A 23,644-nucleotide genomic window follows, 5' to 3' on the forward strand; every position below is an offset into this window, starting at 1 on the left:
GCTTCCCGGCCCTTCCCTCGAAAGCCGAACTGTCAGGTCAGGCGGTGCGCTTGAACTTGGTCACCGAGTCGTCCTTGGCGACCTTGTCGGCCTCAGCCTGGGTCTTCTTGATCCAGTCGGCGGCCTTCAGTTCACCGGTGAGCAGCTGCCCGGTGAGGCCGCCGATCTTCTCATCGGTCAACGCCGGGTACCACTCCTGCAGCTGCAGGCTGATCAGGTTGTCGCCGGCCTCGCCGAAGACCTTGCTGGCCGAGGCCAGACCCGGGGAGAGGCTCATGCCCTCGGTGGCGTCCATGACGCAGGTCAGGGACTTGACCTTGGTGGCGAAGTTCTGCGCGTGCTTCTTGGAGAGCATGATGCGCAGCAGTTCCATGCCGCCGGCCGGGTTCTTGCCCTTGGAGGCGACGATGTACGGCTCGCTCGGCTCGCCGCGCAGGGTGCCGTGCGGCATCTTGTCGCCGGTGCCGTCGAAGAGCGCGCCGACCGCCATGCCGAAGTCCTTCGGCGTGGTGGGGGCGGACTCGTTCTCGACCCAGGAGCCGTTCGGGAGGAAGACGGCCTTGCCCTTGTTCCAGGCGGTCTGCGACTGGATGTGGGTCAGGCCCTGGCTGCCCTCGAGGAAGTACTTCTTGGCCGCCAGCTCCTCGTAGTGCTCTATGACCTCCTTGACGGCGTCGTTGGAGGTCCAGGCGTTCGGCTCCAGGTTGTCGATCGCGATCCACTTCTCCATGCCGCCGATCTTGGCGATCTGGGCGAAGAGGTTGAAGTGGACGTAGTACGGATACTTGCCCGGGTACGTCCAGGGCGCGATGCCGGCCTTCTTGATCTCGCCGCAGAGCTTGACCATCTCGTCGAGGGACTTGGGGTAGGCCCAGCCCTTGTCGTCGAGCAGCTTCTGGGAGTACCAGGTGCCGTAGATGGTGAAGGCGTAGTAGAGCACGTCGAACTTGTCGCCGTGCTTGCCCTTCTCGATGGTGCTCGGGTGGATGGTGTCCCTGACCTTCTTGGCCGGGTCGTCCATCGAGGCGGCGTCCAGCAGCACGGTCAGGTCCTGGAGCTGGCCCTGGGTGGAGAGCTGGTTCATGTTGAGGTGGTCGGCGCCGGAGTTGTCGATGACGTCCGGCGGGTTGCCGCCCGCGAAGCGCGGGGTGAGCTTGGGGCCGACCTGCTGGGTGCCGGTGTGCTTGACATCGGCGCCGTAGGTGGCCTTGAAGTCGGCCTCCGCGTCCTTGGCGTACTGGTCGCCGAGACCGCCCTTGAAGATGAAGGCCTCGAGCGGGGCGCCCTGCTTCACACCGAGCGGGTTCTTCTCGGACTTCTCGCCCCCGGGGGCCTTGGTCTCCTTGTCGGTGCCGCCACCGCCGGTGGCGCAGGCGGACAGGAAGCTCATCGTCGGAATCGTGAGCAGGCCGAGCGCGGCAGAACGCTTGATCAGGTTGCGACGGCCGACGCCCTCGTTGTGGGCGGAGGTGGATCCCATGCTCAAGTCCTCGCCTTCTCCAGGACTCAGGCGGTGTACCGGTCGCCCGTCCTTCTCGCCTCAGGCGAAGGGCCCCGCCACCGCGGTCAGTTGCTGTGTTTTCCCGAAGGGAAACCCAGTGAAGCTCGGATCGTGCGGCTGACAGCGGGAACGGAGTAGCTGCGGTCGGCGGTCGCGTGCTCCGCACGTGTCCGCCGCCCCCGTCCCCCCTGGTCCACTGCCATACGAAACGGCTATGCGGACGCCGACAGGTATAGTCCACTTCCCGCCGAGTGAGCAAGATCAAATGCAAGGTTGGACGCCCATCTTTCCCGAGTTGAGACCTCGCGGACACATGGGACCCGAAAACACCCTTACGACCGCAGCACTCTTAACGGATCGTCCGATTTTGACCGGCACGTCCCGCCAACACCCTTGACACCGTAGGACACTTGCCTCCCTACTGGAGCCTGCGCCTCGCGCCTGACAACGTTGTCCAACGCGACTTCCCTCTGGAGGAAGACCCGGGATGCAGCCCAGAAACAGACCCCGGCCCAGAAAGATCAATCCGGTCACTCTCGTGGTGACCGCTTCCATGCTGGTGTTGACGGCTCCTTCCGCCGCCGTCGCCCTCCCCTCGGAGCCCGGGCAATCCACCTCGCCGGGCCGGGAATTCAGATCGTCCTTCGAATCGGACGAAGCCCAGCCGGACTGGCGGAATACCGTTGAAGTCGGCACCGACGGAAAGAAGCGGTCATCGGGTGTCGACGGCGGCTTCTCCAGCGGAATACCGGGCAATGTCACCGACAAGGTGATCGAGCTGCGGGCCAGCGACGAGAACACCGGCGGCGGCGAGACCAAGGAGAATCTGGTCGACCTGCTGCCGAGCAGCAAATGGCTGGGGTTCGAGCCGACCGCCTGGATCGAGTTCGACACCGACGAGCCGGTCAAGGTCTCCACCTACGCCCTGACGTCCGCCAACGACTTCGCCGCGCGCGACCCCAGGGACTGGACTCTCAAGGGGTCCGCCGACGGGGAGAACTGGACCGTCCTGGACAGCCGCTCCGACGAGACGTTCGCCGAGCGCTTCCGGACCAGGACCTTCGACATCGGCGCCCCCTCCGAGGTCACGGCCTACGCCCACTACCGCCTCGAGATCACCAAGAACAACGGCGCGCCCGACGCCACCCAGCTGGCGGACGTGCAGTTCTCCAACGGTGACACCAGCACCCCCGTCCCCGACGACATGCGCAGCCAGGTCGACCGCGGCCCCAGCGGCTCCCCCACCGCAAAGGCCGGCGCGGGCTTCACCGGCAAGCGCGCCCTGAAGTACGCCGGCACCCACAAGCCCGACGGCAGGGCCTACTCGTACAACAAGATCTTCGACGTCGATGTCGCCGTGCGCCGCGACACCGAGCTGTCGTACAAGGTCTTCCCCGCCATGGCGGAGACGGACCTGAACTACCCCGCGACGAACGTGTCGGTGGATCTCGCCTTCACCGACGGCACCTATCTGAGCGACCTCGGAGCCACGGACTCGCACGGCGGGCTCCTCACGCCCGCGGGCCAGGGCGCCGCGAAGCGCCTGTACGTCAATCAGTGGAACGCCGTCGCCTCCGGCATCGGCACCGTCGCGGCCGGCAGGACCGTCGACCGGATCCTGGTGGCCTACGACTCCCCCAAGGGCCCGGCGAAGTTCCAGGGCTGGATCGACGACGTCACCCTGGCGCCAAAGGCGCGACAGGAGCGGCTCGAGCATCTCTCGGACTACGCCTCCACCACCCGCGGCACCAACTCCAGCGGTTCGTTCTCCCGTGGCAACACCTTCCCCGCCACAGCCGTCCCGCACGGCTTCAACTTCTGGACGCCGGTCACCAACTCGGAGTCCAAGAGCTGGCTGTACGAGTACGCCCGCGGCAACAACGCGGACAACCTGCCCACCGTCCAGGCATTCAGCACCAGCCACGAGCCGAGCCCCTGGATGGGCGACCGGCAGACGTTCCAGGTGATGCCGTCGGCGGCCGAGGGCACCCCCGACACCTCGCGCGAGGCCAGGGCACTGCCCTTCCGGCACGAGAAGGAGACCGCCAGGCCGCACTACTACGGTGTCACTTTCGAGAACGGCCTCAAGGCCGAGATGGCACCCACCGACCATGCGGCGATGATGCGCTTCACCTACCCCGGTGACGACGCGAGCGTCATCTTCGACAACGTCACCAAGGAGGGCGGCCTCACCCTCGACGCCGCCACCCGCTCCTTCACCGGCTTCTCGGACGTCAAGAGCGGTCTGTCCACGGGCGCCACACGGCTGTTCGTGTACGGCGTCTTCGATGCGCCGGTGACCGACTCGGCGTCCGAGGGCGTCACCGGGCGGCTCCGCTTCGACGCCGGCGACGACCGCATCGTCAATCTGCGGATGGCGACCTCGCTGATCAGCGTGGACCAGGCGATGAAGAACCTCGCCGACGAGATCCCGGCCGGTACCCGCTTCGAGCGGGTGAAGAACCGGGCCCAGAACGCCTGGGACGACATCCTCGGCAAGGTGGAGGTCGAGGGCGCCACCCACGACCAGTTGGTCACGCTCTACTCCAGCCTGTACCGGCTCTACCTCTACCCGAACTCGGGCTTCGAGAACACCGGCACCAAGAAGCGCCCGGAGTACCGGTACGCGAGCCCGTTCTCGCCGATGACCGGCCCGGACACACCGACCCGTACCGGCGCGAAGATCGTCGACGGGAAGGTCTACGTCAACAACGGCTTCTGGGACACCTACCGCACGACCTGGCCGGCCTACTCCTTCCTCACCCCGAAGAAGGCCGGCGAACTGGTCGACGGCTTCGTCCAGCAGTACAAGGACGGCGGCTGGATCTCCCGCTGGTCCTCCCCGGGCTACGCGGACCTGATGACCGGCACCAGCTCCGACGTGGCGTTCGCCGACGCGTACGTCAAGGGTGTGGACTTCGACGCCGAGGCGGCCTACGAGGCGGCGCTGAAGAACGCGACCGTCGTCCCGCCGGCTTCCGGCGTGGGCCGCAAGGGCATGGAGACCTCGCCGTTCCTCGGCTACGCCTCCACCTCCACCCACGAAGGTCTGTCCTGGTCGCTGGAGGGCTACCTCAACGACTACGGCATCGCCGAGATGGGCGAGGCCCTTCACCAGAAGACGAAGAAGGCCCGCTACAAGGAGGAGTCGGAGTACTTCCGGAACCGGGCCCGCAACTACGTCACCCTCTTCGACTCCAAGGCCGGCTTCTTCCAGGGCCGGAACCTGAAGGGCGACTGGCGGGTGGAGAGCTCGAAGTACGACCCGCGGGTCTGGGGTCACGACTACACCGAGACCAACGGCTGGGGCTACGCCTTCACCGCACCGCAGGACTCGCGCGGCCTGGCGAACCTGTACGGCGGCCGCTCGGGCCTCGGTGAGAAGCTCGACACCTACTTCGCCACGCCGGAGACGGCGTCGCCCGAGTTCGTCGGATCGTACGGCTCCGTCATCCACGAGATGACCGAGGCGCGCGATGTGCGGATGGGCATGTACGGCCACTCCAACCAGGTCGCCCACCACGCCACGTACATGTACAACGCGGCCTCCCAGCCGTGGAAGACCCAGGAGAAGGTTCGTGAGGTCCTCTCCCGCCTCTACACCGGGAGCGAGATCGGGCAGGGCTACCACGGCGACGAGGACAACGGCGAGCAGTCGGCCTGGTACCTCTTCTCCGCGCTCGGCTTCTACCCGCTGGTGATGGGCTCCGGCGAGTACGCCATCGGTTCGCCGCTGTTCACCAAGGCGACCGTACACCTGGAGAACGGCCGCGAACTGGTCGTGAAAGCCCCGAAGAACAGCGCGAAGAACATCTACGTACAGGGCCTGAAGGTCAACGGCAAGAAGTGGAATTCCACCGCCCTGCCGCACGAGGCGATCGCAGAGGGCGGCAGGATCGAGTTCGCGATGGGACCGAAGCCGTCCGCGTGGGGTACCGGGAAGGACGCGGCGCCCGTCTCCATCACCCAGGACGACAAGACGCCCGCGCCGAGGCACGACGCGATCCCGGCGGGCGGCCCGCTGTTCGACAACACCTCCGCGACCACGTCCGCGTTCACCTCGGTGGACCTCCCTGTGACGTCCGGGACCCGCGCGGTGCAGTACACGCTCACCTCCGCGGCGAAGGACAAGGCACCGACGGGCTGGGTGCTGCAGGGTTCGGCCGACGGGCAGTCGTGGACGGACCTCGACAAGCGGTCGGGCGAATCCTTCGGCTGGGACAGGCAGACCCGCGTCTTCGGTGTGGCGGAGCCGGGTTCGTACCGGCACTACCGGCTGGTCGCGACGGGTGAGGTGACGCTCGCGGAAGTGGAGCTGCTGAACTGACTGACCCCGCACCACCAGGACGGGCCGCACTCCCCAGGGGGTGCGGCCCGTTCGCGTCGACGAGCCGGCGCGGGCCGCCGGCCGGCAGCGGCGGCACGCTATCCGGCTGTAGCAATTCCGGTACATGAAAACGAAATCGAACCGTGAAGGTTGTGTGGAAAGATCAGGACCAAAGCATGGCCTGCCCCGTTCGCGCGGCGGGCCACTTCTTCGACACACCGTTATGGAGACCTACGTGGCCGAACTCTCTGGCCTCAAGCGCGGCCGGACACGTGCCCGCCTCGTCGCCGCTGCGACTGCTGCGGCTCTGCTCATCACCGGCGCGGCCGCCGGCTCGGCGTCCGCCGCCGACCCGCAGCCGTCCGCGACGGCCGTGACCAAGGCGCCCGCACAGGCCGGCAAGTCCCTCGGTATACAGGCCGAGACCCAGGACTCCCCGGTCAACGCGCTGTACGGCGTCAACAGCTCCGGCACCCTCTACGGCTACCCGCCGAACGGCGCGGGCGGCATCGACAGCCGTATGTACAGCGGCGGCGGCTGGGGCGCCACCCAGCACATGACCCAGGTCGACCACGATGCGGACGGTTCGTCCGACGGCATCTGGTTCGCCGAGGCCGGCAGCCTCCACCACCTGTACTACGGTGAGACCGCCACCACGGTGGGCGGTGGCTGGGGGATCTACAACAAGATCTTCTCCGCCTCCAACCTCGCCGGCGCCGGCGCGGACGACCTGCTGGCCCGCGACAGCAAGGGCAACCTGTACCTGTACCTGGGCTACGGCAACGGCAGGCTGACCGGCCGCACCCTGGTCGGCGGCGGCTGGCAGGCCTACAACCAGATCACCGGCAAGGGCGACCTGACCGGCGACGGCAAGAACGACATCGTCGCCCGCGACGGCTCCGGCGTGCTGTGGCTCTACAAGGGCACCGGCGACCGCGCGAAGCCCTTCACCGCCCGCACGAAGGTCGGTAGCGGCTGGAACATGTTCAACTACCTGGTCTCGGTGGGCGACATCGACCTGGACGGCATCACCGACCTGGTCGCGCGCGGCACCGACGGGGCCCTGTACCTGTACAAGGGCACCGGCATGGCCTCTTCGCCCTTCAAGTCCCGGGTGAAGATCGGCACGAGCGGCTGGAACAGCTACCGCCTGCTCTTCTGATCCGGCAGCCGTCCACGGACGGCTTCGTCGGCACGGAGCCGCATCCCTGCCGGGATGCGGCTCCTTCGCGTTCCGCCGGGATCGCGGCCTGCCGGCGGCGCGGGGGTCACCCCAGCCGGCAGGTCAGGGCCGACGCCGTGTCGGCCGCCGATCCCGTGGCCACGTAGCCGAACGTCGTGGACTCACCGGGATCGAGACTGCCGTTGTGTTCGGCGTTGTGGACCATGACGGCCTGGCCCTGCGCGGTCATGGCGCCGTTCCACAGACTGTCGATCCGGTGCCCGGCGGGCAGGTTCCAGTCGACCATCCAGCCCAGCATCGGCACGGTGCCCGTGTTCTTGACGGTCACCTCCGACTGGTAGCCGCCGCCCCAACTGCCGGTGGTGATGCGGGTCGCGGAGCAGTCACCGGGCTGCGGCGGGTCGGTCGGGTCCGGCGGGTCGGTCGGGTCGGGGCCCGGGCCGCTGCCGTCACCCGGGTCCTTGACCCCGGTCACTTCGCCGTTGCCGCCGTCGAAGACGACGTCCGAGCAGGAGTAGAAGGTCTCCTGGCTGTCGGAGCGCTGCCACACCATGTAGATGATGTGCCGGCCCGACTTGTTCGCGGGCAGGGCGCCGCGCCAGGAGTAGTTCGCCTCCACGGTGCCCGGGCTGCCGTTGAGCGGCGGGTGGTCGACGGTCAGGAACGGCTGGTCCTCGACGTCGTCCCAGGCGAGCGGCGACTTCGGGTCGAAGCCGTCCTTGGTGATGTACACCTTGAACCAACCCGGGTGTGCGGCCCAGGCATTGTACGAGAAGTCGATGGTGGCGCCCGAGGTGAGATGGGTGAGCGGCCAGTCGTCACGGGCGGCGTCGAAGCCCGTGAAGTTGGTGTTGCCCCCACTGCACAGCTGCCCGTCCGGCACGAAGCCCCGGGTGCGGCCGGCGCCGTCGGAGCGCAGCACGGAGAACCAGTTGTAGAAGGGCGTGGTGCCGCTCTGCTGGGCCGCCGCGCGGCAGGCCGGGTTGATCGGCTTGATCTCTCCGGTGTCGGTCAGCCCGTCCTGCCAGCACAGGAAAGTACGGCTGGCCGGTTTCATGGGTGTGCCGTGTGCCTCGGCATCGCCGCCGGCGGTGACGACGAGTCCGACGGCGGGGATGGCGGTGAGCAGTGCGAGCAGGGTGAGCAGCAATGCCCGGGGGCGGCTCTGCGCCAGTAATCGGCGGATCATCCGGACGTCCCTTCCATGGGGGTGGGTGAGGGGGCGGACCGAACCCGTGGGAGCGCTCCCACAGCTTCACCAAGTGAAGCTAGCGCGGTGGGCGCCGGCTGTAAACGCTTCGCGCAACGCCATGGGCCCGCCCTCCGCCGGTGCGGAGGACGGGCCCATGGCAACTACCCGCGGCTGTACCTAGCCACGAATGAGGTTCCGCAGCACGTACTGCATGATGCCGCCGTTGCGGTAGTAGTCCGCCTCGCCCGGGGTGTCGATGCGGACGACCGCGTCGAACTCCACACCGGTGTCGGTGGTCACCTTGACCGTGCGCGGCGTGGTGCCGTCGTTCAGCTCGGTGACGCCGGAGATCGAGAAGGTCTCTTCACCGGTCAGGCCGAGGCCCTCGGCGGAGCCGCCCTCCGGGAACTGTAGCGGCAGGACGCCCATGCCGATGAGGTTCGAGCGGTGGATGCGCTCGTAGGACTCGGCGATGACGGCCTTGACGCCGAGCAGCGCGGTGCCCTTGGCCGCCCAGTCACGGGACGAACCGGAGCCGTACTCCTTGCCCGCCAGGATCACCAGCGGAGTGCCGGCGGCCTGGTAGTTCTGCGAGGCGTCGTAGATGAACGACACCGGACCGCCGTCCTGGGTGAAGTCGCGGGTGTAGCCGCCCTCGGTCCCCGGCGCGATCTGGTTGCGCAGACGGATGTTGGCGAAGGTGCCGCGGATCATGACCTCGTGGTTGCCGCGGCGCGAGCCGTAGCTGTTGAAGTCACGGCGCTCGACGCCGTGCTCCGTGAGGTACTTGCCGGCCGGGGTGTCGGCCTTGATCGCACCGGCCGGGGAGATGTGGTCGGTGGTGACCGAGTCGCCCAGCTTCGCCAGCACACGGGCGCCGGAGATGTCGGCGACCGGGGTCGTCTCCATCGTCATGCCCTCGAAGTACGGGGGCTTGCGCACGTAGGTGGACTGCGGGTCCCACTCGAAGGTGTTGCCGGTCGGGATCGACAGCGCCTGCCACTGGGCGTCGCCCGCGAAGACGTCGGCGTAGGACTTGTTGAACATGTCCTCGCCGATCGCGTTGGCGACGACGTCGTTGACCTCGGCCTCGGTCGGCCAGATGTCCTTCAGGTAGACCGGCTTGCCGTCCTGGTCGATGCCCAGGGCGTCCTTGGTGATGTCCACCTTCATGGAGCCGGCGAGGGCGTACGCGACGACCAGCGGCGGGGACGCCAGGTAGTTCATCTTGACGTCGGGGTTGATCCGGCCCTCGAAGTTGCGGTTGCCGGAGAGCACCGAGGTGACGGCCAGGTCGTGGTCGTTGACGGCCTTGGAGACCTCGTCCGGCAGCGGGCCGGAGTTGCCGATGCAGGTGGTGCAGCCGTAACCGACCAGGTTGAAGCCGACCTTGTCGAGGTACGGGGTCAGGCCCGCCTTGTCGAAGTAGTCGGTGACGACCTTGGAACCCGGGGCGAGGGTGGTCTTGACCCACGGCTTGCGGGTCAGGCCCTTCTCGACCGCCTTCTTGGCCACCAGCGCGGCGGCGACCATGACGTACGGGTTCGAGGTGTTGGTGCAGGAGGTGATCGCGGCGACGGTGACGGCGCCGTGGTCGATCTCGTAGGTCGAACCGTCGGGGGCGGTGACGGTGACCGGCTTCGACGGACCGCCGTTCGGCGTGTTCGCCGGGGCGTCGGAGGCCGGGAAGGACTCCTTGCTCGCCTCCATGTCGTCGTCCACGTAGTTGCGGACGTCCTGGGCGAACTGCTGGGCGGCGTCGGCCAGGACGATGCGGTCCTGCGGACGCTTCGGGCCGGCGATGGAGGGGACGACCGTGGAGAGGTCGAGCTCCAGCTTCTCGGAGAAGTCGGGCTCCGCGGCCGGGTCGAGCCAGAGGCCCTGCTCCTTGGCGTACGCCTCGACGAGCGCGACCTGCTGCTCGGAGCGGCCGGTCAGCTTCAGGTAGTTCAGGGTCTCGTCGTCGATCGGGAAGATCGCGGCGGTGGAGCCGAACTCCGGCGACATGTTGCCGATGGTGGCGCGGTTGGCGAGGCTCGTCGCCGCCACACCCTCGCCGTAGAACTCGACGAACTTGCCGACGACACCGTGCTTGCGCAGCATCTCGGTGATCGTGAGCACCAGGTCGGTGGCGGTGGTGCCGGGCTTGAGCTCACCGGTCAGCTTGAAGCCGACGACGCGCGGGATGAGCATGGAGACCGGCTGGCCGAGCATCGCGGCCTCTGCCTCGATGCCGCCGACGCCCCAGCCGAGCACACCGAGGCCGTTGACCATGGTGGTGTGCGAGTCGGTGCCGACGAGGGTGTCGGGGTACGCCTGGCCGTTCCGGACCATGACGGTACGGGCCAGGTGCTCGATGTTCACCTGGTGGACGATGCCGGTGCCGGGCGGGACGACCTTGAACTCGTCGAACGCCGTCTGGCCCCAGCGCAGGAACTGGTAACGCTCCTTGTTGCGGCCGTACTCCAGCTCCACGTTCTGGCCGAAGGCGTCCGCGGTGCCGAACTTGTCGGCGATGACCGAGTGGTCGATGACCAGCTCGGCCGGGGCCAGCGGGTTGATCTTGGCCGGGTCGCCGCCGAGTTCCTTGACGGCCTCACGCATGGTGGCGAGGTCGACGACACAGGGAACACCGGTGAAGTCCTGCATGATCACGCGGGCCGGCGTGAACTGGATCTCCTGGCTGGGCTGGGCCTGGGAGTCCCAGCCACCGAGCGCCCGGATGTGGTCGGCGGTGATGTTCGCGCCGTCCTCGGTGCGGAGCAGGTTCTCCAGCAGGACCTTGAGGCTGTAGGGAAGGCGCGCGGCGCCCTCGACCTTGTCCAGCCTGAAGATCTCGTACGACTCGTCGCCCACCTGCAGCGTGCTGCGGGCGTCGAAGCTGTTCGCCGACACGACAGTCTCCTTCATCAATATGCGCGTACTACCTCAATGCTGCCGCCACGGCTCCTCGCCGATCCGCTAAGGTAAGGCTTAGTTAGGTAACCCTTACCGACTGGCGGCTTGCGGTACGCCTTCGGCAGATATCTCGATGTCGAGATAACTCTAGTACATGACCGCTGCGGGGTCATGCCCGGACACCGTTCCTAATCATTGAGCAGGAGTGAGTCTTGGGCCCATTCCTGGTCACTGCGGGCACCCCGAACGGTTGTGGGTGTCCTGGTCGCCCGCGTTCGCTCCGCATCCGGTGGCACGCATCGTGTGCGTGGTCCGGGGATGCGGGGGCGGGTTTCCTCACGCCCGAGGGTGCCCGGGTCGGCCTGGACGGTCCGATGCCCGCACCCATCGCTCTGGTGGGTGCGGGGCGGTGTCGTCCGTCGCCGGATCGGGTGCCCTTGGGCGCGCCTGCCGATCGCGATGCTCGCGGCATCGTGACGGCTGGTCCTGCGGGTGGTGCTGGTGAGAGGTTTCTGCCAGTGCTGGGCCCCCCACCTGCTGGTGTAGGCGGGGTCGACGGCGATGATCGTGATGCCGGTGGCGTCGGCCATGGAGGTCAGGCGGGCACGGAGCCGGCCGGTGGGCATGCCGGAGATGAGCTGCCTAAACCTTCGCCTGCGGCCGTGCTTCTCCCTGGTTTTCTCGCTCTGGAAGTCGAGGTCCTCGATCGCGACGGGTGAGGGCGTGGCGTACTTGGGCGTCGCGGTGCTGGGTGGTGCCGGTGAGGGTGTAGGGGAAGCGGCGGGGTTCACCGCACGGGTTGCCGTGGGTGTCCAGGCGCCAGGCGGCGAGGTGGTCGGCGTTGGTGTCGACCCCGATCACACCCTGGGCGAGGGCGGCTTCCAGCGGCACGGCCTGCGACAGCGGGATCTGCCAGGAGGCGGTCACGTACCAGCGGTCGCGTCCGGTGTCGTGGTGGATGCGGTAGGCGACGGCCCGGTGCGCCGCCACCCGGTCCGCCCACTCGGCGCCCCGGTGCGCGAACCGCACCCGCGCGGCGAGTACGTACCGGCCGTGTGCAGCGTTCGCCAGATGTGCCAGCGGTGCCGGGAGCTTGATGCTGACATCGCCGTCGGGGGTGATGCGCAACGTCTCGTTGCCGAACCGCTTCCCCGACTCACCATCCGCCTGGAAGAACCAGCGCCCGGCCTCCCACCGCCGGCGCCACTCGGCCTCGGTCAGCCCCGCATCGGCAAGATGGTGACGGGTGCCGAGCAGTCGTCTGCCGCCCCGCACCACGCGCACAACACCGGCCGCATGATCGGCCCGCACCTTTCCGAGCCGGTCCTCCAGCACATGCAGGCGGCGGGTTTTGGCGTGCCACTCCTGCCGGGAGCGGTAGCCGCCCGGAGCCCGCTTCGTACCCTTCTGCCCGACCGGCAGCGACAGCCGGTGCCGGATCGTCGCGACACCGGCCTCGAGAGATTTCACGTGTGCGGCCAGCCCGCGCCGGGCCAGCGCCCCACTGATCATGCGTGGCCTTCGTGATCGACCCCGCCCACCGCGACGACGACTCAGCCGTCAGGCCCCGCTTCCGGGCCGCCCACGACTCGGCACAGTGCCCCAACCCGTCCATGCACCGCGCTTTGAGATCACGCGAGGCCAGCGAGCCCAGATGCGCACCCACCAGGCGCAACACCTGCTCGTCCTCGGCCGAGAGGTCCCGCAACCGAGTACGCACGGCGACACCCGAAGGGCCGAACACCACGAACGGCGCCGCCACCTCCCGCAGACCACCCACAGCGATCACCCCCTCCGGACCACACGCACCCGCCACCACTCCCAACGACCCACCACCCGCAGAGGTCACCCATTCGACAGGCGAACCCCCGTCCACCACGCCGGCACCTGCATGCAGCAGCCCAAAACAACTCACCCACACACGCCAGAACTCACCCCTACGAAGTCACACCACAGCAGTTCACAACCCCCTGACCGCCCTCGTCCCCGTCGAGGCGTCCGGTCGGCGAACCCGATCGTCCGGCATTCCGCGGGCGGGCACGCGCCGGATGGTGGAACCCGGCAGTTCCCTCGACCGTGGAACATATGAGGCGCGACGCATCGCCGGACATCGCCCCCGAGGCAGCTACGCCGGCCGGGCCTCCCTATACGTCGTCGACAGGACGGCTGGTCGGCCTGGATCTGGCCCGGGGGCTGGCGATCTTGGGCATGTACACCGCGCACGTCGGTCCTGACCCGTCGGTGGGCGGCGCCCTGGGCTGGGCGATGGAGGCAGCCCGTGGGCGTTCGGCGACCCTCTTCGCGGTGCTGGCCGGCTTCACACTGGTCATCCTCACCGGCCGGCCGCGGCCGAGAACCGGGCGGGCGGGGCGACAAGCGGTGGGCAAGGTCCTGATGCGCTCCTTCCTCCTGATCGCCCTGGGCTACGTCCTCACCGCCCTCGACACCCACGTCTTCGTGATCCTTTCCTACTACGGCGTCCTCTTCGTCCTCGCCCTTCCGCTGTACCGGCTGAGAGCTGCCACGCTGGGTGCCGTCGCCGCGGCATCGGCACTCGTCATGCCCCACGTTCTCTACGTGCTGCGGGCAGCGGTCGACGACGGAGGCTGGCCGGACACGTTCGTCGCCCACGACCCGCTGGCCCGAGCCACCGATACCGGCGGACTCGTCGAACTGTTCGTCACAGGCGCCTACCCGGTGCTCACCTGGCTGCCTTTCATCGTCACGGGAATGGCCGTGGCCAAACTGGACCTTCGGCGGCCTGGTGTCGTGGGCAGGGTGGGACTGCTCGGCTGTGTGCTGGCCGTCAGCGGGTACGGCGGGTCATGGCTGGCCCTGCACCTGGTTCCGGGGGCGCTGGAGGGGGTGCGGGAAGCCTCGCCCACCGGGACCGCGGCATCCGCCTGGTGGTCCGACGCCGTGGGCGCGTACCCGGTCTCCGGCAAGCCGGCATGGCTCCTGGTGGCCTCCCCGCACAGCCAGACGACGCTGTCCGTGCTGGCCAACACCGGCGTGGCCTTGGCGGTGGTGGCCGCCTGCCTCATCGGCACCAGCCGGTCGGCGCGTCTGCGGTGGGTCACCACGCCCGTCAGCGCTGTCGGGTCGATCGCGCTGACCGCCTACGTCGGCCACATCGTCGCCGTCAAAGTGCTGGACACCCGTGACCTGCCGGACTCCGCCTCATTGCAGGTCTTCCTCTGGTTCGCCGCGGCAGCCGCGCTCTTCGCCCTCGTGTGGACCCGCTTCTTCCGGCGCGGGCCCCTGGAGTACCTGATGCATGTGCTCACGATGCCCGCGCGCCTGATCCCATGACGCGGCTTCCGGGGAGCCGGTGTCACGCGCGCAGATACGTCAGGACAGCGAGCACCCGGCGGTGCGTCTGGTCCGCCGGCGGCAGGTCGAGTTTGGCCAGGATGGAGCCGATGTGCTTGCCCACGGCCGCCTCGGAGACGACCAGTTGGCGGGCGATCGCGTTGTTGGACTTCCCTTCGGCGACCAGGCCCAGCACCTCCCGTTCGCGCGGTGTCAGACGCTCCAGCGGGTCGCGGCGGCGTCGGATCAGCTGACGTACCACCTCGGGGTCGACGACCGTGCCGCCGGAGGCGACCTCCTGGAGGGCGGCGTGGAACTCCTCGACCTGGCCCACCCGGTCCTTCAGGAGATAGCCGACACCGGAGCCGTCCCCCGAGTCGAGCAGCTCGGAGGCGTAGGTGCGCTGGACGTACTGGCTGAGCACGAGCACGGGCAGGGACGGGCGCTCCGTCCGCAGCCGCACGGCCGCCTTCATGCCCTCGTCCTGGAAGCCGGGCGGCATCCGGACGTCGGTGACGACGACGTCCGGGGTGTGTGCCGCGACCGCCGTCAGCAGGGCGTCGGCGTCGCCGACCGCGGCGACGACCTCGTGCCCGAAGCGGGCCAGCAGCGCGATGAGCCCTTCCCGCAGCAGCACACTGTCCTCGGCCAGCACTACGCGCAGTGCTCGGTCCTCCACTCGCAAGGGATCTCCACACGCAGCAGGGTCGGTCCACCGGGCGGGCTGGACAGGGAGATTGTGCCATCGAGCACGGACACCCGGTCCGCGAGTCCGGTCAGTCCGCTGCCGCGCCCCGCGTCGGCTCCTCCCCTGCCGTCGTCGCGCACTTCGAGGGCCAGCAGGCCGCCCTCGTGGCGGCCGGTCACCCCGGCGCGGCTCGCACCGCTGTGTCTGCCGATGTTCGCGAGGGCCTCGCAGACGACGAAGTACGCGGCGGCCTCGACCGCCTCCGGCAGCCGGCCCGGGAGGTCGAGGGTGACGTCCACCGGGACGGCGGACCGGTCGGCGGCATCGGCGACTGCGGCCCCGAGGCCGTGGTCGGCGAGGACCTTGGGGTGGATGCCGTGGATCAGGTCACGCAGTTCGGCCAGCGCCTTGCCCGCCTCGTCGTGCGCCTTGGCGAGCTGGTCGGCGAGCGGACCGGGCGGCGTGTCGAGACGCGCGAGTCCGAGAGTCATGGAGAGCGCCACCAGGCGCTGCTGGGCGCCGTCGTGGAGGTCGCGTTCGATCCGGCGCCGCTCCGCCTCGAAGGCGTCCACCAACCGGACCCTGGAGCGGACCAGTTCGGCGACCCGCTCCTGCCGCTCGGGGTCCGCGGGCACGAGAAGGACCCGGGTCAGTTCGGCGCGCCCGGCGGCGACGGCGCCGAGGACGTAGCCGCTCACCGCGAGCAGGAGCAGCCCCACGGCCGCGGCGGCGAACGCCTGCGGCCACGAGGTCGCCAGCCACAGCTTGAGCACCCGCACCTCCTCGCCCCCGCCGACCGTGGCCATCACCAGCGGTGTGGCCAGCAGTCCCAGCGGCACGCCGAGCACCACCGCGGCCACCAAGAGGTCCAGCGGCCACAGCACGGTCGCGAGGACCAGCGCGAAGCCCAGCTCCCGCCAGGTCGCGGGCTCACGGAATCGGGTACGCGCCCACACCGCAGGACCGGGCCCGTCCGGCGTCCGGTGCGGACTGCGGGCCGGCCTGCTGTCGACGAGCCGGAGCCTGCGGCGCTCGACAGCCGCCACCGGCAGTCCGCAGAGCGCCAGCACGACGAGCAGCGGCAGCCCGACGAGCACCACCGCGAGCACCCCGCCGACGACCACGCCCACGAGCAGCACCATGAGGACGGCGAGGCCGACGGGCGCAGTGCTGAGCAGATACCCGGCCGCCCGCCAGGGCCAGGCGGAGAGCAGATAGCGGGGGTGCGCGAGGGCCTGCCGCACGGTGGGGAGACGCATGCGGATCACCGTAGAAGCCGGTGCCGTGCCGCGGCCATCCGCCCAGGCTGACAAGGAAGGTAGGGCCCGCCCTACCTTCCTTTTGTCCCGATTCATCGGGTATTTCCGGCATTTCCGCTCACTCGCGCGGCCGCCTTCCGGTTGCCGAAGACAGCCGAGCGGCTCACCCTGGAGACAGACTCTGCTCTTGACAGAGCGTCACTCGGACAGCCGACCCCGAGGCGACGTCATCTCATATGTGAGATAGCCTCACCCTCATGTCAGACGACTACCTCGTACGCATCGGCAAGCTCATCCGTGACGCCCGGCAGCATCGTGGCTGGACACAGACGCAGCTCGCCGAAGCGCTCGGCACCAGCCAGAGCGCGGTGAACCGCATCGAGCGCGGCAACCAGAACATCAGCCTTGAGATGATCGCCCGCATCGGTGAAGCGCTCGACAGCGAAATCGTCTCTCTCGGTTACGCCGGCCCGATGCACTTGCGCGTGGTCGGCGGGCGCCGGCTCTCCGGCTCCATCGACGTCAAGACGAGCAAGAACGCCTGTGTGGCGCTGCTCTGCGGTTCCCTGCTCAACAACGGCCGCACGGTGCTGCGCCGCGTCGCCCGGATCGAAGAGGTCTACCGGCTGCTGGAGGTCCTGAACTCCATCGGCGTCCGGACCCGTTGGATCAACGACGGACATGACCTGGAGATCGTCCCACCGGCCGGCTTCGACATGGACGCGATGGACGTGGAGGCCGCCCGCCGGACCCGGTCCATCATCATGTTCCTCGGTCCCCTGCTGCACCGGATGGACAACTTCCGTCTGCCGTACGCCGGCGGCTGCGACCTCGGGACGCGGACCATCGAGCCGCACATGATCGCCCTGCGCCGTTTCGGCCTGGACACCACGGCGACGGAGGGCATCTACCACGCGGTGGTGGACCGTTCCGTCTCCCCCGGCCGCCCCATCGTGCTGACCGAGCGCGGCGACACCGTGACCGAGAACGCGCTGCTGGCGGCCGCCAGGTACGACGGCGTCACCGTCATCCGCAACGCCTCCTCCAACTACATGGTCCAGGACCTGTGCTTCTTCCTGGAGGCGCTCGGCGTCAAGGTCGAGGGCGTCGGCTCGACGACACTGACCGTGCACGGCGTCCCGAACATCGACGTCGACGTCGACTACTCCCCCTCGGAGGACCCGGTCGAGGCGATGAGCCTGCTGGCCGCCGCAGTCGTCACCGAGTCGGCACTGACGATCCGCCGGGTACCGATCGAGTTCCTCGAGATCGAGCTCTCGGTGCTCGAGGAGATGGGCCTCGACCACGACCGCACGCCCGAGTACGCCGCGGACAACGGGCGCACCCGGCTGGTGGACCTGACGGTCCGGCCCTCGAAGCTCGAGGCGCCCATCGACAAGATCCACCCCATGCCGTTCCCCGGGCTGAACATCGACAACGTGCCGTTCTTCGCGGCGATCGCGGCCGTGGCCCAGGGCCAGACCCTGATCCACGACTGGGTCTACGACAACCGGGCCATCTATCTGACGGACCTCAACCGTCTAGGCGGCCGGCTCCAACTCCTCGACCCGCACCGCGTCCTGGTGGAGGGCCCGACGCGCTGGCGCGCCGCCGAGATGATGTGCCCGCCCGCCCTTCGCCCGGCGGTGGTAGTCCTGCTGGCGATGATGGCCGCGGAGGGCACGTCGGTGCTGCGCAACGTCTACGTGATCAACCGCGGTTACGAGGACCTGGCCGAGCGGCTCAACTCCGTGGGCGCGCAGATCGAGATCTTCCGGGACATCTGACGCGGACGACGCCCTCGCACCCCCCTTCCGGCCCGCAGAAAGGGGGGTGCGTCGTCATGCGGGTCAGCTCGAGATGGCTTCGAGCAGGTCGCCGACCTTGGGGTCCGGCAGGGCGCGTGCGACGTCGGCCTGGGCGACGATGCCGACCAGCGTGTGGCCGTCGATGACCGGGAGCCGGCGTACCTTGTGCCGGCTCATGGTCCGCAGGACCTCTTCGGCTTCGTCGTCGGCGCCGATGGTCACCACTTCTCCCTGGGCGAGGTCGCCGGCCTTCACCTGGGCCGGGTCCTTACCGGCGCCCAGAACCTTCACGACGATGTCGCGATCGGTGAGCATGCCCTTGAGCCTTTCGTCGGTGCCGCAGATGGGCAGGGCTCCGACGCCGAGTTCGGTCATCTTCTTCGCCGCGTCGAGGGCGGTTTCCTTGGCGCCGATGCAGGTGGCGTCCGGGTCATGATCTCGCGTGCGGTCGTCATCGTGGACTTCTCCTCCTTGTGCCCGGCGGATTCAGCGGTGGGTCGTGCGCCTGCGGTGGTGGCAGGCGGGGCGGCGAGAACGCCGTCGCCCCGGCGCAGGACGGCGTAACCGGCCCCGATACCGAGGGCGACGGGCCATTCCAGTACGTCCGCGGCTCCGAGGACGCCCAGGCCGAGGTAGAGCGGAAGGCCCTTCTTGGCAGGCAGTACCTGCCGGGCGACGGCGAAGGGGAGCATGGCGGCGTTCAGCGCGCCGCTTGCCACCCGGCCGGGCGAGGGCATGGTCAGGGAGACCCGCTGCTTCGCCGCCGACGATGGCGGGCCGGCCTCGGACGGCGGCCCGGCAAGGCGCTCACCTGGGGCGGCTGCTCCGGTGCCGGACGGGAAGTGCGTTCGGGGTGTGGAGGTCACTGGTATCGCCTCGACTGTTCGATCAGGACTTCTGGAACCCTTATCAATAGGTCTATCCCGTATCGCCCCGTTCATGGGTTTCGATGAGACTGCCTCTGAAGGTTCATCCGCAGCGACCGCTCTGATGCGAGGAGGCACGCCTCATGCCGCCGGAGCCTGCCTCGGCCCTCGGAACGCCGCCGTTCTTGCGTTCGGTCGTCTCCGGCGTCGCCTCATGTGCGGCGTCCGGGGCCCGGGCTGCGTGGGGGATGGCGGAAAGCCTTCTGGCCGGGTCCGGCCGTGAGGTGTGGTGGTCGTCCGAGCGCTGTTACATCGCGGTCTGCGGTGTCCACGGCGCGGGAGGCGAGGCCGTCGCCCGCCGTGTGGTGCGAGCCGTGGAGGGGCATCCGGGGGTGTTGTGGGCCCGGGTGAACGCGCCCATGGAGCGGGTGATCGTCGCGGTCGGTTCGCCCGCTCCCGCCGAGAGTGAGCTCGTCGCCCTGGTCGAGCAGGCCGAAGGCGACCATGCCGCCGACGCCGAGGCGTTCGACGAGTGGCAGCCGGAGCCGCATCACCCGGCGGAGGGTCCGCCTTCCCCGGCGGTGCCGGCCCTGGTGGCGGACACGCTGGGGCTGGCCCTGGTGACGTTCCGGCGGCTCGCTCCCTGGTTCGGTCTGCCGCCGGAGATCTCCGGTGCCATCGACGCCGTTCGTCACCATCCGCGACTGCGGCACCTGGTGGAGGACATCGGCCCGCCTGAACAGGCCGATTCGCTGCTTCCGGTGATCGGCGCGCTGGTGCAGGGCATGGCCACAGGGGGTGGAGGGCTTGCCCTGGACGTGCTTCAGCGGCTGGCCGTCTGGCGTGAGGCGGACGCCGAACGCACGGCGTGGCGCGAGCGCGAGGCCGTGCTCGTCCGTGGACCGGAGGAAGCCGCGGCCGACGCGGTCACGACCGGCCGGACGGGCCCGCCGCCGCAGGACTGCGCCGACCGGTATGCGGAGCGGTCGATGGCGGCGGGCATCGCCGCCGGCACCGCCGCCTTGCCGTTCGCCGGCATCCGCAAGGCGATCGCGCTCGGTGTGGCCTCGGTACCGAAGGCGCCCGGTGCGGGACGTGAGGGCTTCGCCACGGCTCTGGGCCGGTATCTGGCCCTGCGGGGCGTGGTGACGATGGACCGCACCGCGCTGCGACGCCTGGGGCAGGTGGACACCATCGTCCTGGACGAGAACTCTCTGCGGGGGGACCGGTACGAGCCGGTGGACCTGGAGTTGCTGGAGGGCGCTGATCCCGAGCAGGTCTCCGAGCGGCTGTTCGCGCTCTTCGACTCGGATGCGCCTCTGGCCGTCGGCCGCGCAGGTGACTGGGTGCTGGGGCCGCTGGACGAGCTGGACCTGGAAGGGCGGACCGGTCACAAGGCGGCGAAGCGGCTGCTGAGGCGGGGCAGCGAGAAGACCCTCGGCCTGGCTCAGGGCCGTCGGCTTCAGGCGGTGGCGGGGCTGGGCACCGAGTCGGCGCCCGGAGCCGAGGCCGTCGCCGCGGCGGCGCGACGGGCCGGCGCACGGGTCGTGGTCGCGTCCGACCAGGAGAGCCCCGGTCCGACGTTCGCCGACGCCGTGGTGCCCGCGGGCGAGCGCCTGGCGGCGGCGGTCCGTGACCTTCAGGCCGGTGGCGCGGTCGTCCTGCTGATCTCCGGCGAGCGCCGCGCGCTGGCCGCGGCCGACTGTGCGATCGGCGTGCAGCGCGAGGACGAGCACACTCCGTGGGGCGCCCACATCCTGGTCGGATCGGACCTGGAGGCAGCGGGCCTGATCGTCGACGCGGTGGGCGTGGCCGCGGTGGTGGACCGCGACAGCCACTACCTGGCCGCGGGAGGGAGCGGGGTCGGCGCTGTCGCCGCGCTGCAGGGACCGGCCTGGCGGGCGACCGCGAGGGTACTCGCCGTGAGCAACACGGCCGGGGCCGTGGCATTCTGCCTCGGCACCTGGCGCGCCCGGCAGTTGCTGAGCCGCCCTTTCACGCCGCCGGTGACGCGCGTCCCCTGGCACCTCATGCCGGCCGACCGCGTCATGGAGCGGCTGGCAACCCGCGCGGAGGGCCTCTCCGGGGAGGAAGCGGCAGCTCGCCGCCCCGAGGCGCACACGGGGGAACCGGCGAAGCTGACGCTGCCGTACGCCTTCGTCGAAGAGCTCTCCAATCCGCTCACCCCGATCCTCGCCGCCGGCGCCGCTCTCGCCGCGGCCGTCGGGTCCCGGACCGACGCCGCTCTGGTCGCCGCCATCACCGGCGTCTCCGCACTGGTCGGCGGCGTCCAGCGGGTGCGTACCGATCGCGCGCTAGCCGAGCTCTTCGCTCGGTCGGCCATCGGGGCTCGTGTGCGGCGTGAGGGGCGGGAGCGTCTGGTCGCGTCGGGGGACCTGGTCCCCGGCGACATCGTCTCTCTGGGGCCCGACTTCGTGGTGCCCGCGGACTGCCGACTGCTGGAGGCGGAAGGCCTCGAGGTCGACGAATCCTCCCTCACCGGGGAATCCCTGGCCGTCAGCAAGGATCCCGCGCCGGTGGTCGCCGCGCACATCACCGGACGCCGCTCGATGCTCTACGAGGGCACCACCGTCTCCGCCGGACGAGCCGTCGCCGTCGTCGTGGCGACGGGCTCGGCGACGGAAGCCGGACGCAGTCTCGCCACCGCCCGTCAGGCCGCACCGGAAACAGGCGTGGAGGCCCGGCTCTCCTCTCTCACCCGCGCCAGCATGCCGATCGCCCTGGGATCCGCCGTAGCTGTCGCCCTCTCCGGCCTCCTCCACGGCCGCCCGCTGACCGACAATCTCGCCTCCGCCGTCAACCTGGCGGTCGCCTCCGTCCCCGAGGGCCTGCCCTTCCTCGTCAACGCCGCTCAGCTCGCCGCCGCGCGGCGCCTGGCCGACAGGGGCGCCCTCGTGCGCAATCCCCGCACGATCGAGGCACTCGGCCGCGCCGACGTGCTCTGTTTCGACAAGACGGGGACCCTGACCGAGGGGACCCTGGAGCTCTCCGGCGTCAGTCATGGCAAGGAAGCCGCCGCTCTCGACCGGCTCGACAGCCTCCACAAGGACGTTCTCGCCGCGGCGCTGCGTGCCACGCCGCCCGCCCGTCAGGCCGAGCCGATGGCTCACCGGACCGACCGCGCGATCGTGGACGGCGCTCGCCGGGCGAACGTCACCACCCGTACCGGCGCTCCCCGTTGGCGGCGTACCGATGCCCTTCCGTTCGAGCCGGCCAGGGCGTACCACGCCACCGTCGGCCAGGCCGGCGGCGGTGTCCTGCTCAGCGTGAAGGGGGCGCCGGAGAATGTCGTCGGCCGGTGTACCCGGCGTCGGCAGCAGCACGGTGCCGTGACTCTCGACGACGCGGCACGGAGGGAGCTCGCCGGAGCTGCCGAGGAACTCGCGGCGGCGGGCCGGAGGGTCCTGGCCGTGGCCGAGCGCCGTATGGAGTCGGGTGAGGATCTCTCGGACGAAGCCGTGCAGGGGCTGGTCTTCCTCGGCTTCGTCACCCTCGCCGATCCGGTACGCGACAGCGCGGCGCCCGCGACGGCACGGCTGCGGGAGGCCGGCGTGCACACCGTCATGCTCACCGGCGACCACCCGGCCACCGCCGACGCCATCGCCTCCACCATCAGTGACGTCGCGCAGCCCAAGGTCTGCACCGGCCCGGAGATCGACGAACTGGACGACGCCACCCTGGACGAGTTGCTGCCCACGGTCGACGTCATCGCCCGCTGCAGCCCGGGTCACAAGGTCAGGATCGTTCAGGCCTACCAGCACATCGGCCGGGTCGTGGCCATGACCGGCGACGGGGCGAACGACGCTCCCGCCATCCGCCTCGCCGACGTCGGCATCGCACTCGGACGCCGCGGCACCCCGGCCGCGACCGCGGCCGCGGACCTCGTCGTGACGGACGACCGGCTGGAGACCATCGTCGCCGCGCTCATGGAAGGCCGGGCCATGTGGACCTCCGTCCGCGCGGCGCTCGCCATCCTCATCGGCGGGAATCTCGGCGAGGTCACCTTCAGCGTCCTCACCTCCGCGATCACCGGTGCCACGCCGCTGAACGCACGTCAGATCATGCTCGTGAACCTGCTCACCGACCTCGCACCGTCCCTGGCCATCGCGGTGCGTGAACCTTCCGGCCAGACCGGCGAGCGTCTCCTCGCCGAGGGCCCCCACCGCTCACTGGGCACCGCCCTCACCCAGGAGATGCTGGCCCGCGGCATCGTCACCGCCCTCGGCGCCGGCCTGGCCTGGACGGCGGCCCGCCTCACGGGCCGCGGTCGCCGCGCGGCCACCGTGGCCCTCGCCGCCGTCGTCGGCACCCAGCTCGCACAGACCCTCACCACCGGCGGCACCGACCGCAACGTACTGGTGGCCGGACTGGGCTCCGCGGCCGTCCTCGTCGCCATCATCCAGGTCCCCGGCGTCAGCCGGTTCTTCGGCTGCACCCCCCTCGGCCCCGTCGCCTGGGGCATCACCTTCGGCGCCGTCGCCAGTGCCACCCTCCTCGGCCACTTCCTCGCGCCGTGGGTCATCTCCCGTCTCGCTCCGGGCGACAGCGGGTGATCCGCCGGCACAGGGCTGCGGGGAAGGCGCCGTGCC

General features: G+C 69.8%; 10 protein-coding genes and 2 pseudogenes. 5 read left to right on the forward strand and 7 right to left on the reverse strand.

Going from position 1 to position 23,644, the window contains the following annotated elements:
* Nucleotides 1–37: 37 nt before the first annotated feature.
* Nucleotides 38–1,480 carry an N-acetylglucosamine/diacetylchitobiose ABC transporter substrate-binding protein gene (gene ngcE, locus GLX30_RS08425; protein WP_159685497.1) on the reverse strand — a complete coding sequence of 481 codons (1,443 nt, stop codon included), beginning with the start codon at nucleotides 1,478–1,480 and terminating at the stop codon, nucleotides 38–40.
* A 574-nt stretch (nucleotides 1,481–2,054) separates the two neighbouring features.
* Here ngcE and GLX30_RS08430 point away from each other — a divergent pair.
* Together GLX30_RS08430 and GLX30_RS08435 are read left to right on the forward strand one after the other, a co-directional pair.
* A complete protein-coding gene (locus GLX30_RS08430) occupies nucleotides 2,055–5,828 on the forward strand; it encodes a GH92 family glycosyl hydrolase (RefSeq protein ID WP_244258067.1) in 3,774 nt (1,257 codons plus the stop codon).
* Between the two features lie 235 nt (nucleotides 5,829–6,063).
* Complete coding sequence (locus GLX30_RS08435) at nucleotides 6,064–6,990, forward strand: VCBS repeat-containing protein (protein WP_244258068.1); 927 nt, start codon at nucleotides 6,064–6,066, stop codon at nucleotides 6,988–6,990.
* Nucleotides 6,991–7,096: 106 nt separating this feature from the next.
* Here GLX30_RS08435 and GLX30_RS08440 read toward each other — a convergent pair whose 3' ends face one another.
* From GLX30_RS08440 to GLX30_RS08450, 3 genes and pseudogenes are all read right to left on the reverse strand, one after another.
* Nucleotides 7,097–8,200, reverse strand: coding sequence for a lytic polysaccharide monooxygenase (locus GLX30_RS08440; protein ID WP_159685503.1), 1,104 nt, complete (start codon nucleotides 8,198–8,200; stop codon nucleotides 7,097–7,099).
* Nucleotides 8,201–8,380: 180 nt separating this feature from the next.
* The gene (gene acnA, locus GLX30_RS08445) at nucleotides 8,381–11,098 is read right to left on the reverse strand and encodes an aconitate hydratase AcnA (protein WP_159685505.1); all 2,718 of its coding nucleotides are present in this window, start codon (nucleotides 11,096–11,098) and stop codon (nucleotides 8,381–8,383) included.
* 191 nt (nucleotides 11,099–11,289) lie between these two features.
* A pseudogene (locus tag GLX30_RS08450) lies at nucleotides 11,290–12,881 on the reverse strand (IS200/IS605 family accessory protein TnpB-related protein).
* A gap of 305 nt (nucleotides 12,882–13,186) precedes the next feature.
* Here GLX30_RS08450 and GLX30_RS08455 point away from each other — a divergent pair.
* Complete coding sequence (locus GLX30_RS08455; protein WP_159685507.1) at nucleotides 13,187–14,413, forward strand: DUF418 domain-containing protein; 1,227 nt, start codon at nucleotides 13,187–13,189, stop codon at nucleotides 14,411–14,413.
* 22 nt (nucleotides 14,414–14,435) lie between these two features.
* On the opposite strand, the gene GLX30_RS08460 is transcribed toward GLX30_RS08455, so the two are convergent.
* Nucleotides 14,436–15,068, reverse strand: a complete 633-nt coding sequence (locus GLX30_RS08460; RefSeq protein WP_159694931.1) for a response regulator transcription factor — start codon at nucleotides 15,066–15,068, stop codon at nucleotides 14,436–14,438.
* Nucleotides 15,068–16,360 carry a sensor histidine kinase gene (locus GLX30_RS08465; RefSeq protein ID WP_159685509.1) on the reverse strand — a complete coding sequence of 431 codons (1,293 nt, stop codon included), beginning with the start codon at nucleotides 16,358–16,360 and terminating at the stop codon, nucleotides 15,068–15,070. The genes GLX30_RS08460 and GLX30_RS08465 overlap by 1 nt, the downstream gene beginning before the upstream one ends.
* A 257-nt stretch (nucleotides 16,361–16,617) precedes the next feature.
* Between GLX30_RS08465 and GLX30_RS08470 the strand changes: the two genes are divergently transcribed.
* The gene (locus tag GLX30_RS08470; RefSeq protein ID WP_159685511.1) at nucleotides 16,618–18,147 is read left to right on the forward strand and encodes a UDP-N-acetylglucosamine 1-carboxyvinyltransferase; all 1,530 of its coding nucleotides are present in this window, start codon (nucleotides 16,618–16,620) and stop codon (nucleotides 18,145–18,147) included.
* Between the two features lie 63 nt (nucleotides 18,148–18,210).
* Here the strand turns inward: GLX30_RS08470 and GLX30_RS08475 are convergent.
* A pseudogene (locus tag GLX30_RS08475) lies at nucleotides 18,211–18,623 on the reverse strand (CBS domain-containing protein).
* Between the two features lie 659 nt (nucleotides 18,624–19,282).
* On the opposite strand from GLX30_RS08475, the gene GLX30_RS08480 reads away from it, so the two are divergent.
* Nucleotides 19,283–23,608, forward strand: coding sequence for a cation-translocating P-type ATPase (locus GLX30_RS08480; RefSeq protein WP_244258069.1), 4,326 nt, complete (start codon nucleotides 19,283–19,285; stop codon nucleotides 23,606–23,608).
* The last annotated feature ends 36 nt before the right edge of the window (nucleotides 23,609–23,644 follow it).

This window comes from Streptomyces sp. Tu 2975 (assembly GCF_009832925.1).
Lineage (GTDB): Bacteria > Actinomycetota > Actinomycetes > Streptomycetales > Streptomycetaceae > Streptomyces.